This is a genomic window from Pseudomonas sp. 1912-s (genome assembly GCF_029269205.1).
Classification (GTDB): domain Bacteria; phylum Pseudomonadota; class Gammaproteobacteria; order Pseudomonadales; family Pseudomonadaceae; genus Aquipseudomonas.
This window is the reverse complement of sequence record NZ_JARIXR010000032.1, coordinates 24,733-41,082: the sequence shown is the minus strand read 5'-3', so window position 1 is coordinate 41,082 and position 16,350 is coordinate 24,733. Positions and strand designations below refer to the sequence as shown.

Annotated in this window: 12 protein-coding genes; 6 read left to right on the top strand and 6 right to left on the bottom strand. The window is 60.9% G+C overall.

Annotation, left to right across the window (positions count from 1 at the left end; genetic code table 11):
- Window positions 1-26: 26 nt before the first annotated feature.
- The 3 genes from P3C29_RS27845 to P3C29_RS27835 all read right to left on the bottom strand — a co-directional run bounded on the left by P3C29_RS27845 (window position 27) and on the right by P3C29_RS27835 (window position 4,070).
- On the bottom strand, window positions 27-2,015 hold the full coding sequence (locus P3C29_RS27845) for a U32 family peptidase (RefSeq protein ID WP_275965962.1): 1,989 nt from the start codon (window positions 2,013-2,015) through the stop codon (window positions 27-29).
- Between the two features lie 228 nt (window positions 2,016-2,243).
- A complete protein-coding gene (locus P3C29_RS27840) occupies window positions 2,244-2,624 on the bottom strand; it encodes a RidA family protein (protein WP_010170818.1) in 381 nt (126 codons plus the stop codon).
- A gap of 120 nt (window positions 2,625-2,744) precedes the next feature.
- Window positions 2,745-4,070 carry an OprD family porin gene (locus P3C29_RS27835; protein ID WP_275965961.1) on the bottom strand — a complete coding sequence of 442 codons (1,326 nt, stop codon included), beginning with the start codon at window positions 4,068-4,070 and terminating at the stop codon, window positions 2,745-2,747.
- Between the two features lie 595 nt (window positions 4,071-4,665).
- On the opposite strand from P3C29_RS27835, the gene P3C29_RS27830 reads away from it, so the two are divergent.
- Together P3C29_RS27830 and P3C29_RS27825 are read left to right on the top strand one after the other, a co-directional pair.
- On the top strand, window positions 4,666-5,331 hold the full coding sequence (locus P3C29_RS27830; RefSeq protein ID WP_201124071.1) for a response regulator transcription factor: 666 nt from the start codon (window positions 4,666-4,668) through the stop codon (window positions 5,329-5,331).
- Entirely contained in the window at window positions 5,328-6,692 is a 1,365-nt protein-coding gene (locus P3C29_RS27825; protein WP_275965960.1) for an ATP-binding protein, read from the top strand. Before P3C29_RS27830 ends, P3C29_RS27825 begins: the two co-directional genes overlap by 4 nt.
- Here P3C29_RS27825 and P3C29_RS27820 read toward each other — a convergent pair.
- The 3 genes from P3C29_RS27820 to P3C29_RS27810 all read right to left on the bottom strand — a co-directional run bounded on the left by P3C29_RS27820 (window position 6,643) and on the right by P3C29_RS27810 (window position 9,714).
- Window positions 6,643-7,803 (bottom strand): alpha/beta fold hydrolase, encoded by a 1,161-nt coding sequence (locus P3C29_RS27820; protein ID WP_275965959.1) that lies wholly within the window; start codon window positions 7,801-7,803, stop codon window positions 6,643-6,645. The two genes, P3C29_RS27825 and P3C29_RS27820, sit on opposite strands and share 50 nt — an antisense overlap.
- 68 nt (window positions 7,804-7,871) lie before the next feature.
- A complete protein-coding gene (locus P3C29_RS27815) occupies window positions 7,872-8,669 on the bottom strand; it encodes a MipA/OmpV family protein (protein WP_201124074.1) in 798 nt (265 codons plus the stop codon).
- A 91-nt stretch (window positions 8,670-8,760) separates the two neighbouring features.
- The gene (locus P3C29_RS27810; protein ID WP_275965958.1) at window positions 8,761-9,714 is read right to left on the bottom strand and encodes a LysR family transcriptional regulator; all 954 of its coding nucleotides are present in this window, start codon (window positions 9,712-9,714) and stop codon (window positions 8,761-8,763) included.
- Between the two features lie 109 nt (window positions 9,715-9,823).
- Between P3C29_RS27810 and P3C29_RS27805 the strand changes: the two genes are divergently transcribed.
- The 4 genes from P3C29_RS27805 (at window position 9,824) to P3C29_RS27790 (ending at window position 16,292) form a co-directional block, all read left to right on the top strand.
- Window positions 9,824-11,002 (top strand): M20 aminoacylase family protein, encoded by a 1,179-nt coding sequence (locus P3C29_RS27805; protein ID WP_201124077.1) that lies wholly within the window; start codon window positions 9,824-9,826, stop codon window positions 11,000-11,002.
- A gap of 15 nt (window positions 11,003-11,017) precedes the next feature.
- Window positions 11,018-12,304, top strand: coding sequence for an MFS transporter (locus P3C29_RS27800; protein WP_275965957.1), 1,287 nt, complete (start codon window positions 11,018-11,020; stop codon window positions 12,302-12,304).
- A gap of 22 nt (window positions 12,305-12,326) precedes the next feature.
- Complete coding sequence (locus P3C29_RS27795) at window positions 12,327-15,041, top strand: glycoside hydrolase family 3 C-terminal domain-containing protein (protein WP_275965956.1); 2,715 nt, start codon at window positions 12,327-12,329, stop codon at window positions 15,039-15,041.
- Between the two features lie 99 nt (window positions 15,042-15,140).
- A complete protein-coding gene (locus P3C29_RS27790; RefSeq protein ID WP_275965955.1) occupies window positions 15,141-16,292 on the top strand; it encodes a porin in 1,152 nt (383 codons plus the stop codon).
- Window positions 16,293-16,350: the final 58 nt, after the last annotated feature.

Genomic DNA, 16,350 nt, shown 5'->3' with positions numbered 1-16,350 from the left:
GCTAGCGCATTGTGCTCGTCCGTCACTTAGTGCGGCGCGCGAGGGATGGTCTTGAGCAGGTCGTCCGGGCTGATGTAACCCACCACGCTGCCCGGTTGCGGCAGGCCAAGGATGTGGCCCTTGATCTTGCCGATCACGTGCATCTCGCACGGCTTGCAGTCGAACTTCAGCGTCAGCACTTCATCGCCGTGGATCAACTGCATCGGTGCCACCTTGGTCTTCACGCCCGTCACACCCTTGGCCTGTTTCGGGCACAGGTTGAACGAGAACCGCAGGCAGTGCTTGGTGATCATCACCGGCACTTCGCCGGTTTCTTCGTGGGCTTCATACGCCGCGTCGATCAGTTGCACGCCGTGACGGTGATAGAAGTCGCGGGCCTTCTGGTTGTAGACGTTGGCCAGGAACGACAGGTGCGATTCCGGGTACACCGGCGGCGGCGTGGTTTCTGCCTTGCGGCCGCCCCGTGGATGAGCGTGGATACGCGCCTCGGTCAGCGCCTCGATCACTTCACGGCGCAATGCCTTGAGCTGCGAGTTCGGGATAAAGAACGCCTGCGGTGCATCCAGCTCGATTGACGTGGCGTGGTACTGGGTGGTGCCCAGTTGGCCCAGCAGGTCGCGCAGGGTTTCCAGCGCCTGTTCCGGCTTGTTGGCCACGCCGAACGGACCGGGCAGGGCGACGCTGGCGCTGATGCCTTCCTCGCTGGTGACGGTCAGGTCCAGACGATCTTCCAGCAGGCGGGCCACCCACGACACGCCGATACGGCGCTCGGCAGAGGTCTTGAGCAATGCCTGCTGCCAGTTATGGTCCAGGTTACGGTTCAACGGATGATTCGGACGCAGTTGATGCAGGCCGGCCGGCATCTCGTTGGGCTCGACGCGGTAGCGATAGCGTTTTTCGCCGTCCTCTTCAAACTCACCTTTTGGCTCGGCAATGTTGGCGCGGAAACCCACCACTTCGCGCTTGATCAGCACGTTGAGGCAGTCACCGTTGGACAGCGGCTCATGGGTGACCACTTGCAAGTCGCGCTTGCCGGCTTTCTCCACCACACCCACCGGCAGGCCGGTAAAGGTCGGGGTGTCGAAGGCGCCGATATCGACCTTGCGGTCGGTGACGAAGTAGTCGGTGCTGCCACGGTGGAAGGTCTTTTCCGGGTCGGGCAGGAAGAAATGCGCAGTACGGCCGCTGGACGCGCGGGCCAGGTCGGGGCGGTCTTCGAGAATCTCGTCGAGGCGCTGACGGTAATAGGCGGTGATGTTCTTCACATAGCCCATGTCCTTGTAGCGGCCTTCGATCTTGAACGAACGCACGCCGGCATCCACCAGGGCACGCAGGTTGGCGCTCTGGTTGTTGTCTTTCATCGACAGCAGGTGCTTTTCAAACGCAACCACGCGGCCCTGGTCATCTTTCAGGGTGTAGGGCAGGCGGCACGCCTGGGAACAATCGCCACGGTTGGCGCTGCGGCCATTCTGGGCGTGGGAGATATTGCACTGGCCGGAGAAGGCCACGCACAGGGCGCCGTGGATGAAGAACTCGATGGCCGCGTCGGTTTCGTCGGCAATCGCACGGATCTCTTGCAGGTTCAGCTCGCGGGCCAATACCAACTGCGAGAAACCCGCCTGGTCGAGAAACTTTGCCCGGCCCAGGGTACGGATGTCGGTCTGGGTGCTGGCGTGCAGCTCGATGGGCGGAATATCCAGCTCCATCACCCCCAGGTCCTGGACGATCAGCGCGTCGACGCCGGCGTCGTAGAGCTGGTGGATCAGCTTGCGGGCCGGTTCCAGCTCGTTATCGTGCAGGATCGTGTTGATGGTGGTGAACACCCGCGCGTGGTAGCGCCGGGCGAACTCCACCAACTGCGCGATATCGCTCACGTCGTTGCAGGCGTTATGGCGCGCGCCGAAACTCGGGCCGCCGATGTACACGGCGTCGGCGCCATGCAGGATAGCCTCGCGAGCGATGGCAACATCGCGCGCAGGGCTGAGCAATTCCAGGTGATGCTTGGGCAAGGACATAGTTTTTTTAGTCAGGCTTGTCACGGAGGCGGGCATTGTAGCTGCGAAATGCCTTATCGACATCTATCAGGGCCTACGTGCGCTCCCACAGTGGAATGCAGTCAACTGTGGGAGCCGGGCTTGCCCGCGATGCAGGCACCGCGGTGTATCCGTTACACCGAGGCGATCCCATCGCAGCCTCGCCGGGGCTCGACAGCTCCCACATTGGAGCGTCGACCCCCTTAGTCATCAGGCCTTGGCGGCCATCGCCGTGACTTCAACCCGCATGCCTTCCACCGCCAGGGCGGCCACGCCAACCGCTGCACGCACGGGCCAGGGCTTGGCGAAATAGCGTTTGTAGACTTCGTTGAAAGCGGCGCGGTCGGCCATGTCGGTCAGATAAATGGTCAGGTGCATGACCCGGTCAATCGAGCTGCCGGCACGTTCCAGGGCCACCTTGAGGGCTTGCAGGGTGCATTCGCTTTGCAGGGTGATATCGCCCAGTTCCAGGCTGCCGTCGGCGCGGGTGGGAATTTGCGTGGAGACGAGGATCCCGTTGAAGCCGATGACGTCGGACGAGATGGAGTCCGGGTCGAGGTCGGGGGTGAAAGCGAGGTCGTGGTTGGCCATGAAGGTCTCGTTTTGCTGCAGAGTGAGGCCGCGCAGTTTAACGCCTCCAGCAGAACTGCCAACCCAAATAGTCGATCACCGTGCCAGCGACCGACGTCGCCGGCACGTCCCGGGATGGGCTTACAGGATGCTGAACGGGTAATTGACGATCAGGCGCGTGTCGTTGACGTCGCCGCCACTGCCCGACTCGGAACTGCCGGTGTGGTAGGCCTGGCGCAGGCGGAACGCGAGGTTTTTCGCCGGCCCGCTCTGGACCACGTACTTAACTTCTACGTCGGTTTCGTGCTCCTTGGCGCCATCGCCGTAGGCGCCTAGATAGGCACTGTTGGCGGGGGTGTGGCTGCCGTCAATGTCGGAGCCGTTGATGTAGCGGCTCATGAAGCTAAGCCCCGGCACACCGTAGGGCGCCATGTTCAAGTCGTACCGCAGGGCCCAGGAGGCTTCGCCTGGGCCGTTGAAGTCAGACCATTGCACCGAGTTGGCCAGCAGGATCGAGTCGCCGGCCGCGGCGGCACCGTTGTCACCCGCGCCGATATAGTCGAACGGCTCATTGCCATCGATCTTCTGGAACGACAGCGTCAGCGTGTGGGCCTGCAGGAACGAATAGGCCGCCGCCAGCGAGTACGCCGTGGTGTTGATCGTGCCCGCATTGGCACTCCCGGTATCGAGGGTGCGGTACAGGTTGCCGTCCAGGGTCACCGACTGGCCATTGCTCAGGGGCATCACGTAATTGAGGTTGGTGTAGTACTGGCGCCAGACGTCCTGCAATTCGCCGGCGTACACCGTCGCGCTCAAGTCCGGGGTGAAGGTGTATTTGCCACCGACAAAACTGGCACTCTTGGTCGCTACGTTGGCGTAGGTGGCAAAGATATCGTGCTCATGGTTGGTGGTATCGCCACCGTTGGTCGCGGTGAAGTGACCGGCTTCCAGGTTCAGGCCGGCGATTTCGTTGCTGGTCAGGTCAAAGCCTGTGGCGGTCTGGTCGAGCAACCCGACACCACCGACGGCAAACACCGGCGCGGTGGGCTGCATTTCACCGTATTTGAGCTGCGTCCTGGAGATCCGCAGTTTCAACGCACCACCCAGCGAGCCGTAGGCGTCCTGAGGGTCGCCGTTGCGATCAAGCGGCAGGTTGCCGGTGTTCGCGTATTTGCGCTGGGAGTCGAGTTTCAGCCCGCCGTAGGCATAGGCGTCGACGCCGAACCCGATAGTGCCCTGGGTGAAACCGGAGATGTAGTTGGCCATGACGCCTTGTGTCCAGTCACGCTGGTCGGCGCGGCCTTCTTCCCGGTTACGGTTCAAGTAGTAGTTGCGCGCGACGCCGGTGAGACTGCTGCCATCGACAAAACCCTTGGCGTCTGCCTGATCCGTTACTGAATCTGCCAAAGCCACTTGGCTCAGGCTGCTGGAAATTACCAGCGCTAATAGGCTCCACTGTTTAACCATGGTTATAGTTACCCCGGATAGATTAATCGCTAATAGTTGCGTGCGCAGGTGCACGGCCTTATTTTTTTATGGCGTATATAACTTTTGGGCAGGCGATATTAAGACGGGCATTCAAGCCGGGTTTCGCGTGTTGTAGTTTTAGCCGGGCACCCCCCTGGCGGGCGGCGCTGGCCTTTGCGCGATGGGGGATTTTTAACCGGTTTGCGGTAAAGGACCAGTGAAGGGATGGTTAAACTCGATTAATTAAAATTCACTATGCCGCTGCGCGTGCTGCTGTAGTTTTGGTCGTGTCTTAGCCGCTCTGCTTCGACAAAATCCTTTGGTTTGCCGCCGCAGTCTCTGCGGCGGATTTTTTATAAAAAAAGCATGTAAACTTATTTAGCATTGGTTTAATAAAATCGCCATGAGTGCTTTTTTCTATTAATGGCCGCAACTAATTGTCAGCGATTTTATTGGCGCAACAGCACGTGATTTCATCAACTCCCCCCGTTTTAATACTTTCTTAAAAAAATCGGTCTATGGTTCCGGCCCTTGCTCATCATCCCGTATGTGTGGATTGTGTTGCCCCATTCCAAGCAGCACACGAGGGCCTGCTGTGTATTTATTATTGGTGGAAGACGACGCCATGCTGGCCGAAGCCATCTGCGATGGCGCACGGCAAAACAGCTGGAACATTGACCATGTCAAGGACGCCTCCCAAGCGCGCCTGGCGTTGGTCGAACATACCTACAACGCGGTCCTGCTTGACCTTGGCCTGCCAGGTGAATCCGGCTTGAGCGTGCTCAAGGCCCTGCGCAAACAACACGACCCCACACCGGTGGTGATCCTCACGGCCAGCGGGCAGTTGAGTGCGCGCATCGTCGGCCTGGATGCCGGGGCCGATGATTATCTGGTCAAGCCGTTCCAGCTCGACGAACTGTGGGCGCGCTTGCGGGCCGTGAGCCGGCGCAGTGAAGGGCGGGTGATCTCACTGCTGACCCTGGGGGATATCGTGCTGGACCGCAGCCGTCACGTGGTAACCCGAGGTGGCCGGCGGGTGGCATTGAGCGCGTATGAATACCGCACGCTGCTCGCGCTGCTGGAGCGCCCCGGTCACGTGCTCGCGCGTGATCATTTGCAGGCAGTGGTCTATGGCCATGCCAGCAACATCGAGAGCAATACCATTGCCGTGTATATCCACCAATTGCGGCGCAAATTGGGCGATGAGCTGATCACCACGGTCCATGGCCAGGGCTATATGATCGCCGGGGCCCGTCAATGAAATCCCTGCGCCAACGCATGATGCGTGTGCTGTTCCTGACCATCGGTATTTGCTGGGCGCTCGCCTTGACGGCATTGCTGATTTACACCCAGGTCAGCTCCAGCAGCATCTGGGACAGCAAGCTGCAAGCCATCGCGACTCAGCTGTTGCTGGCCATCCCGCAGAATAATGAGCAGCTCCCGGGAAAGGACGCGAGCCCGCTATTACGCAGCGCCGGGCTGGCCGAAGCCGGGCTGTTGACTTATCAGGTGTGGGCGGGCCACGACCGTTTGCTGGCCGGTGCACCGGGCGCCCCGTCGACGGCGTTGCAGGGGAGTTTCCTGGACGGTTTTTCGAGCCCGATGATCGATGGGCGCAAGTGGCGGGTGTATTCAATATCCGACAGCAACCGGCAACTGACCGTCCAGGTCGGCTACCTGCACAGTGTGATCAGCGCGGACATGCGTCGAAAAGCCTTCGTTGCGCTGTGTATCGCCTCATCGCTGTTGGCGCTGGTAGGGCTGTTGATGTGGCAGGTGTTGCGTCGTGCGCTACGGCCCGTTCTGGTGATCGAAAATGCCCTGCGGGGCAGGCACCGCTTTGACCTTACGCCGTTGTGGGTGGGCGCGCTGCCGGTCGAGCTACGCCCGCTTGTGGAGGGATTCAATCACTTGCTGCGGCAACTCGACCAGGCACTGGAAGGTGAACGGCGTTTTATCGCCAATGCGGCCCACGAGTTACGCACGCCGCTCTCGGCCTTGCAGGCCCATGCGCAAATTGCCCTGCGGGCCACGACCCTTGCTGAAAAGGACGCGACCTTGCACAAGCTGCTGGCGGTGGTGGCGCGCAGCACGCGTTTGTCTGAGCAATTGTTGGACCTGGCGAGCCTGGAGGCGGTGCATAAACCCCATCGCACCCAGGTCGACCTGAGCGAACTCATCGGCTATGTCACCGATGAATTTGAGGTGCAGGCCGCGCAGGCACAACGCACGCTGCTGCTTGAGACCCAACCGTGTCTGATCGACTGTGATGTCGACGCCATGGGCATTCTTCTGCGCAACCTGATCGACAACGCCCTGCGCTACACCGGGCCGGGCGACCACGTGAAAATCAGCTGTGGCCCATCGCCCCAAGGGCCTTGCCTGCAAGTCGCCGATGACGGGCCGGGGGTGGCCGCCGCCGAGAGAGAGTCGATCTTCGAGCGTTTTTACCGTGTCCCCGGCAGCGGCGGGCAGGGCAGTGGGATCGGCCTGTCGCTGGTGAAAAATATCGTTAAAGGGCACCATGCAAGCATCGTCACAGGCAGCGGCCTGGCCGGCAAGGGATTGTCCATCAGTGTGTATTTTCCTGGGATTGTGCCGCCTCCAGCACCTGCGCCATAACCTGGGCCTGCCATTCAAAATAAGGGTTGTAGGTGAGACGCGCATGCACCTTGCCTGCTTCCCGATAGCCCCAATCGGAATACCACACGGCGGCCCCCGCCAGGCATTGGCGGTAGCCCTCGGCGTTCTGCCCGTTGGAACACATCGGCTGCTTGCCTTGACGACCGTACTGGGGGTTGTCCGGCGAGAACAGCACACTCATATGGGAAAACTGGCTGATGTGTTCGGCGGGAAACCGGTCACTGCGCACCAGCATCCGTGGATGGCGCTGCCCGGGAACCAGGTCGCCATACCAGATCATCCGTGACGCCGGGTTCGGAAAGCGCTGGCTGAACGTCTCCCGCACAAACCCGACATCCACCACTGAGTCATGGGCGGCGCTGACGATCAGCACTGGCCGGTCATAGGTCTGCATCGCCAGCCTGCTGCGTACGACGGTACTGGTGAAGTAGAACTGGGCAAAGCCGTTGGTGGGTACGTTTTGATAGCGCAACGCTGTCTGCTGGGGGGCAGGGCCGTCAGGTTGGCGCAACCAGGGCTTGACCTTGGACAGCCACGGCAACAACCAATCGAAGGGCAGGCGGGCCTTGAACGCGGGTGAAAACAGCAGCAAGCCAGCGATCGCCGGGTCGTCCATGGCGTATTCCAGCACCAGGTTGGCCCCAGTGGAGAAACCGCCCAGGTAAACCTCGTCGGCGTCCTGGCGCAGCAGCGCCACTTGCCGGGCCACAGTGTGCTGCCAATCGGTGATGTCGACGCCCAGCATGTCGGCGGGTTGAGTCCCGTGCCCGGGCAGCAACAGCGTGCGTACCCGATAACCCTGGCCGGCGAGCTGCGGTGCAATATCAATGAAGGAGCCCGGCGAGTCCCCCAGGCCGTGCACCAGCAGTATCCCTTTGCCGTTGGGGTGCTCAGGCTGCCATTCCCGAGGGGCGTTCCAGGCCAGCTCCAGGGCATGGTCCGCGCTCTGAAACCGTCGGTTACGCTCCAGCAGCAAGAGGGTTTTCTGGCGATAGTCGGCAAAATTCTCCGGGGCCGGCGATACAGGGCTGACCGGCAGCTCGGCGCAGCCAGCGATGCAGGACAACAACAGCGTCCCGAGTGATCTCATGGGGCCTCCGTGGGAGTGAGCCAGTACCGTGAAGCCGCCGCAGGCAGGGCGAGCGGCGGCCGTGTCAGTCAAAAACGGTACATGTACCAAAGCCTTGCCGAGCCGAGGGTGGATCGGTCCACGATCGGGCTGTCTTCAATCTCACTGCCCAGGCGTGTGGCGCTCAGGTCCAGATAGACGTGCTGGTTAGTCTCTAACGGGTAGCCAACGCGTACCCCCGCCTCGATATTGACGGTGGCGTCACCGGCGTAAGCCCGACGCGTCGCCCTGGCTTCGCTGGCGCGTACGCCGTAGTAGTAAGCGACGTAGTCTTCATCCAGGTGCACCGCCGCCAGGCGCGGGGTGAAGTCGAAGTGACCCGCTGTAAAGCGTCGCTCGACGGCCAGCCGGATGATTTGCCCGTCGCTGTTGCCTGATGCATCGCCAGCCCATTGCGCGGAGAACTGCGCGACAGGGCTCTGCCAGATGGCCTTGGCCCCCAGCCAGATACCCGGGTCGCGGTCACGCATGCCGTCCAGGTCATCGGAATCGGATGCGTCATAGCCTTCATCCAGCCCGTACCGGGCCTGCAAACGAAATGACAGCGCGCTGTCGCTGGGTATCTTGAAGTCGATGCCAGGGCCCATCACGCTGATCCAGCGACTTTCATAGGACACGGCCGGCAGGAGCTGGCTGTCGTCGTCATGGCCACGGTAGGGGGAATTCGTCACAGCGGCCCCCAACCCCAGGCCCCAGCCAAACGCTTTATCGCTCTCTGACGCCGCGAGGGTGGTGACGGGCATTAGTGACAGGCTGGCCAGGAACAGTGTCCCGGCAAACGAGGTCAACGCGTTCACGGGCGGTGATTTAGCTTCGATGGGTGACATGTATGTTTTCTCAGATGGGGGTCTGAGGCGGAGTATGTCGGGGAGGATTTAAGAAATTTTTAGGCGGATTAAAAGCTTGTTAAGACGGCACTCAAAAGAACAAATCCTTCGGCGACAGCATCTCGCTGAACGGTGAGCCGTGATTCCTGGCATATTGCTTGATTACCTGCTTCAACACACCGATGAAGGCAGTTGCAGCCTTGCTGCGCACGTTACCCCGGCGACTGACCACGCCGAGGATCCTTGATTTGGAGCCTTTGAACGCACTCAACGGCGCGACCGCACCGGCAAAACACTCGGATTTGAGCAATAAGTCAGGCAGAACAGTCAGCGAGTCCGTCTGCAACAGCACCGGCAGCAAAATCCCCGCCGAGTGCACGCTCACCACATGACTGGGCGGGGGTGACAGGCGAAACTCCCGGTTCAGATCGCTGATAAACGTGTTGTGCAGCGAAGGAGGGTAGTTCGCCAGCCACTTCATGGCATTCAGTTCATCAATGGAACTAGAGTGCCGTAGCGGATGGTCTTTACGCCCTACCACATGGGCCTGATAGGAAAACAGCGGTTCGATGGAGAACTCGTTTTCGGTAATGAAATTACTGGCCTGGATCACCGCGAAATCCAGATAGCCGTCCCGAAGCTGCGGCACCGAAATGCCGTGCAGCCCCTCGAACACCTCCAGGAATACGTGGGGGTACTCTTGCTGGTAGAGGCTCAGGCACTCCGGCAGAAAGCTGAAGTTGATAAACGGAGAGACGGCAATACGCAGGCGTTCGGCCTGCCCGCTGCGAATCAGATTCAGGTCGGCCTTGGCCTTTTCAATCTCGCTGAGTATCAGGCGCGCGTGGTGCAGCAGGCTTTTGCCAGCCTCGGTAAAACGCACGCCGGTGTGGGTACGCTCCAGCAATTCCACCCCTTGTTGCTGCTCCAGATCACGCAAGGTGCGGGTGATTGCGGCCTGGGTCAGGCCGACGGATTTGGCCGCACTGCGGATACTCCCGGTTTCGGCGACCGCCACCAAAGCGGTGAACTGGTTGGTTTTCATGCTGCCCCTGATGACAACTAAATGTTGTCATCGAGCCTAAAGGTTGTCTTTTCATTCTGTCAATACGGGTCAGAATCAAGCCCATATCGAGTCTGAGGAGACAACAAAAATGAAGATTCTGGCAGAGATCGAACAGATTCAGGACGAGATGATAGCCATCAGGCGCGCTATCCACGCCCATCCGGAATTGGGCTTCGAGGAGTTTGCAACCAGTGACCTGGTGGCGCAAAAACTTGAGGAATGGGGCTTCGAGGTGCATCGCGGCCTGGCCGGCACCGGCGTAGTAGGGCAGTTGCGCAACGGTGACGGACCGCGCATAGGCTTGCGGGCCGACATGGACGCGCTGCCGATTGCCGAGGAGACGGGCCTGGAATACGCCAGCACCCAGCCCGGCAAAATGCACGCCTGCGGCCATGATGGTCACACCGCCACACTGCTGGCAGCGGCCAAAGTCTTGGCCAGCACCCGACGCTTCAGCGGCACCTTGAATGTGATCTTCCAGCCGGCGGAAGAAGGCCTGGGCGGAGCGCGCGAGATGGTCGAGCAGGGCTTGTTCGAGCTGTTTCCGTGCGATGCAATCTTCGCCATGCACAACATGCCGGGCTTCCCCCAGGGCAAGCTGGGCTTTCTCGCAGGGCCGTTCATGGCCTCGTCCGACACCGCAACGATCACCCTGAACGGAGTCGGCGGCCACGGCGCGGTGCCCCACAAAACCGTGGACCCGGTCGTGATGGCGGCTACCTTGACCCTGTGCCTGCAAAGCGTGGTGTCGCGCAATATCGACCCACTGGACACTGCGATTGTCAGTGTTGGCTCCATTCATGCAGGTTCTGCTGCCAATGTGATCCCCGCATCGGCCAAGCTGCAAGTCAGCGTGCGCTCGTTGCGTGCCGACACGCGCGACCTGCTGCAAACCCGCATTACGACCCTGGCGCAGAACATCGCGCAGAGTTACGGCGGTAACGCAGACGTGCATTACAACCGCCGTTATCCGGTACTGGTCAATGATGAGCACGAAACCGAACTGGCCCGCGGTGCGGCGCTGGAATGGTTCGGCGAGAAGGGCCTGATCGAAAACATGCGCCCGCTCACCGGCAGCGAAGACTTCGCCTTCATGTTGGCGAAGTGTCCGGGCTCGTACCTGATCATCGGCAATGGCGACAGTGCGCAGAACGTGATGTGTCACCATCCCAAGTTCGATTTCAACGACCAGTGCCTTTTGGTCGGGGCGTCGTATTGGGTGAAGCTGGTGGAAAAAATGCTCAAGCACACTCCTGCTGTTAATTGAGGCCCGGACCCGATCATGGAAACTACTTCATCTGAAGCGTCTGCCGTGCCGGCGTTTTCGTCGGCGCCGGTCCAGCCCCGCAGGAAAAACAACATCGCGGCCGTCACCATTGGCAACGGTCTGGAGTTCTACGACTTCACGGTCTACAGCTTTTTTGCCACGGTCATCGGTAAGCAATTCTTTCCCATGGAAGGCTCAAACCAGCTGCTGTTGGCGTTCGCCACCTACGGCATCGGCTTTTTCATGCGCCCGCTGGGCAGTATCTTGCTCGGCCAGTATGCCGACCGGGTAGGGCGCAAGGCCGCAATGGTACTGACCCTTTGGTTGATGGCCATCGGTTCGCTGATATTTGTGCTGACGCCCACCTACGGGCAGATCGGTATCGCAGCACCTCTGCTGATCGTGTTTGCCCGGCTGCTGCAAGGTTTTGCGATTGGTGGCGAAGTCGGTGCCTCGACCACCTACCTGATGGAAAAAGCCGGCAGTCATGAACGCGGCTACTTCACCAGTTGGCAGTTCTTCAGCCAAGGCTTGAGCGTGTTGCTCGGTGCGGTGGTGGGCTTGAGCGTGAACTACGCCCTGAGCGAAGAACAGGTGATGGCCTGGGGCTGGCGCCTGCCGTTCGTGATCGGTCTGCTGGTAATTCCGGTGGGCTCGTACATGCGCCGGCACCTGCAGGAAAGTGACCAGGTAAAGCGCGGCGTCAGCCATCGCTTGAGCTGGGGCGAGCATAAACGTGCGCTGGTCGCCGGGATCCTCATCGCCATCGGCGGCACGTCCGGTTCCTATGTGATTTTGCATTACCTGTCGAATTTTGCCGTGGCGCAGTTGCATCTGCCACTGTCGGCGGGAATCTGGACCGGCTGCGCGGCGGGCGCCGTGCAGGTCGCACTGGCAGTGGCTTCCGGCCGCGCCTGTGACCGCTGGGGGCGCAAGCGCATGATCGTCTGGTCGCGGCTGGCCTTGCTGCTGCTGATCTACCCGGCGTTCGTGCTGTTGCAGCATTCGCCCACGTTGCCCGCACTGGTGATCGTGGCGAGCATTCTCGCAGCGCTGTTGGTGTGCAACACCGTGCCATCGCTGGTGCTGCTGGCAGAGATTTTCCCCGCCCAGGTCCGGGCCACCGGCCTCTCGGTAACCTACGCCCTGGCCAGCATCGTTTTCGGTGGTTTTGCGCAGTTCTTCTGCACGCTGCTGATCTCACTTACCGGCAACCCCAATGCGCCGGCGTTCTACCTGATTGTGTGCGGGCTGGTTTCCCTGTTGGGCCTGATGCTTGTCAAAGAACCCACTCAACGTTAACCCAGAAGTAACGGAGCTACCTATGACCACCTCATTTACGCGGTACGGGCGTGTTTGCCCTGGTTTTTTCCGACTGTCGATACTGACGGCGGCGGTGTTGTGTTCAACCTTGGCAGGGCAGTCCATGGCGAGGGAGACCGACCAGGCCCGAGTGGATGCCCTGCTGAAAAAGATGACGCTGGACGAAAAATTCAACCTGATCCGTGGCATGACCGAAGCCGACGCCACCAACCAGGGCCAGGCCGGTTACCTGCCGGGAGTACCGCGCCTCGGCGTGCCGGCCCTGCGTATGGCCGACGGTCCGCCGGGCATCCTGACCCGCAAGGCCTCGATCATTCCCACCTCCACCATGGGCCTGGCCGCCACCTTCAGCAAACAGGATGCCTTTGACAACGGCACGGTGATCGGCGAAGAGGCCAAGCGCCTGGGCATCGACGTGGCGCTGGAGCCCTTCATCAACCTGTTTCGTGACTCGGGCTTTCGGCGTGGCTGGAATACTTATGGTGAAGACCCGCTGTTGACCGGCAGCCTGGGCGCCGAGGTGATCAAGGGCATCCAGGGCCAGGGCGTGATGGCCCAGGCCAAGCACCTGGTGGGCTACGACATGACCGGGTATGCCGTGAGCATTCCCGAGCAGGCCTTGCACGAGGTCTATCTGGCGCCGTTCCAGGACGCCGTGGACGCGGGCGTGGCCTCGATCATGTGTTCCTACAACAAGCTCAATGGCGAGTTTGCCTGCGGCAACGAGCAACTGCTGGAGCAGGTATTACGCAAGCAGATGGGCTTCAAGGGTTTTGTCACCTCTGACTGGGGCGGCGTGCACAGCGCCCAATACATCAAGCGCGGCATGGACATGGAGATGCCCGGACGCATCGATGAAAAGCACCCGTTCTGGGACATCATGCGTTCTTACTACGACAACACCGAGCAGCAACAGCCAGCGTTGCACACCTCCATGGGCAGCATGAAAAAGGTGTTCGCCCGGCCGATGCCGGAGGAGTGGATGGTCGGCCAGCGGCCTAACGTGCTGCTGGGCCAATTCCCCAATGACGAGAAGCCGAGCAACCTGTTTGAAGCCCTGCGGGATAAAACCGTCAAGGAACAGGACATCGACAAGGCCGCCAGGCGCGTGCTCGGGCAGATGGAGCGCTTTGGCCTGCTGGACAAGGGCAGTCATCAGCCGCAATCGACCCCAATGGTCGCAGGGTTGTCTGCCATCGTGCGCCGCACCAGCGAGCATTCTGCGGTACTGCTGAAAAACCAGGACGACGTGCTGCCGCTGTCGAAAGACGACCTCAAGGGCCTGGCGATGATTGGCCCAGGCGCCGTGCAGCCGGTGGCGCTGGGGGTTTCCGCCGAACACGCGATCGGCATGCCGGAGCTGCAAGTCGGGCCGGCCTATGCACTGAAAGCCCTCGAGCCAAGCGCCGTGATCAGCGTGGCAGTCGCCAATGACATGACCGGCGTCGCGATTCCGGCAGACCGGGTTTCGTTTGATGGCAAGCCGGGGTGGGTCAGAGCGGGCGAAGGGCAGGGCCAGCGCGACAACCAACTGGCATTCACCGGTGCCAATGCCCTGGCGGCCAGCTCCTTGCCGAGTTGGAAAACCCAACTGGCGATCGACCAGGAAGGGGATTACAACCTCAACCTGCAGATGCTCGGTGCCGGTGCAGTGCTGAAAGTCGACGGGAAAATCATCGGCGAAAGCAGCTCGCTGAAAAATGCGCTGCACGGTGACGTGGTGCATCCGGGGCAGGACGCCTTGATGCCGACCACCGACGGCCTCAACAACGTGCGGCGCATGGTCAAGCTCAGTCGTGGCGAGCACTTGATCGAAGTCAGCACCTACAACGACACCTCAGGTGCGCCGGTTCAAGTACGCCTGGCGTGGGTCACGCCGGCCATGCGCGAAGCCAACCGGGCCCAGGCACTCGCGGCGGCGCGCAGTGCGAAGAAGGTGGTGTTTTTCGCCTGGGCGCGCACCGACCCGCAGTTTGGCTTGCCGGGAGACCAGGACAAGCTGATCGAAGAAGTCGCCGCGATCAATCCCAACGTCGTGGTGGTGCTCAACACCAGCACACCGGTGGCCATGCCCTGGCTGGGCAAGGTCAAGGGCCTGGTGCAGATGTGGTGGACCGGCGATGAAGGCGGCCCGGCGACCGCGAATATCCTCACCGGGCGCAGCAACCCCGCAGGCCGCTTGCCGTTTACGTGGGCCCGCAGCCTGCAGGACTACCCGGCCACTGACCCGCAGCACCCCGAGCGCGGCCAGCAACTGGATGGCGTGGTCAGCTACACCGAGGGCGTCAATATCGGCTACCGCTGGTTTGAAGCACAGCACAAGACACCGCTGTTCGCGTTTGGCTACGGGCTGTCCTATAGCCGCTTCGATTACAGCGGATTGCAAACCCGGCGCCTGGGCAACGGCGACCTGAAGGTCGACTTCACGCTGACCAACAGTGGCCACGTTGCCGGCGATGAAGTGCCGCAGCTGTACCTGAGTGCACCGCAACGGGCGGTCGAGGGCGCCGAGTTCGCGCCGCAGACATTGGTCGGGTTTGATCGCGTCAGCCTCAAGGCCGGGGAGACACGCGACGTGTCCATCATAGTGCCGCTGCGCAAGCTTCAGTATTGGGCCGTGAAGACTCAATCCTGGGCGCTGCCACGAGGCCAGCGCACCCTGAAACTGGCCAGTGCGTCGGACAACGTGAGGGCCAGCCAAGCCGTCTCGTTCTGACCGTTACACCCCATAAAAATAAAAATATCCAGGCTTTAGCGTCACCTACCTCTTGAACGTCTGCGCCATTGCCTGGTGGCGCAGCGGGAGCACTCATCCATGATTTCCCCTGTTCGTCGTGTTGGACAAGGCTTTTGCGTGCGTCATCGTTTTATCCTGGCGGGTCTTTTGGCCCTGGGCAGTGCCCAACCGGCCATGGCCATTGACCTGATCAAAACCGACAGTGATCGCCTGGAGCTGCATGCCCAGGGCATTTTCGCCTCCAACGACAAGGTTTACATCCAGGGCCGTCACACCGGCAGCATTGGCCACCGTATCAACATGATCTACACCCACCAGCTCAACACGCAGTGGGCCGTGGGCATGCGTCAGGAGTGGGCCTACGACCCGTTCTACTATGACGGCACCGCCGCCCAGACCAAGCGTTTCCAGTATGTATTCGTGCGCAATGCGCGCTGGGGCCAACTCAGTTATGGGCAGCAAAAGTCCCTGACTTTCGACATGGTCGGCTCGATCACTGACTGGTACCTGGGTTATGGCACCAAAGGCCAGGGCACCTTCAATGGTTATGGCGGCAACCAGTTGTTGGGCTTTTCACGGCCGAACAAAACCCTGTACTACCGGGTCAGAAGCGACGATTTCGAATTTGGCGTCATGTATGGCCTGGGCACCGGCCCGGTGCACAATTCCGTCAACCCGAGCAGTGTGGGCGCCGGCAAGTTTGTCGACAGTTCCCGCGATGCCCTGTATCAGGTCGGCGCGGTCTGGCGCCCGGCGGAGCATTGGTCGCTGCGCCTGGCCTACGGTTACACCGAAATGAGTGAGCGTTCACTGGACGCCCAGGCCCAACTCAACACCCGGCACCCGAATGTCGAAGGCTGGTTGTCCGGCGTCACTTACACCAACGCGCCCTGGTACCACGCCGTGGTCTATGGCGAGTATCGCAACCTGAACGCGTCGGCACCCACCTCCAGTGGCTATCGCGAGGCAAAGGCGCTGGAGTCCTATAGCAGCTATTCGTTTCCAGAAATGGGCGAGCTGGGATTCTTCAAGGCGTATGGCGGGGTAAACCTGTTCTCGGACAAAAACAGTTCGGGGCGCAGCGGCTATTCAGTAGCCGGTTTTGCCCTGATCACCCTGCATGACACCCTGGCGATTGGCCTGGAGCGAAAGTTCGATATGGCCAGGAACAAACAAGGCGACTACACCGGGCAGGATGAGTACGAGCTGGTGGCCAAGTACTACTTCTAGGGAACGTTCCTGCCCCCTGTCGCACAACTGCTGTGCGGCAGGGGGGATTAATCCGCCG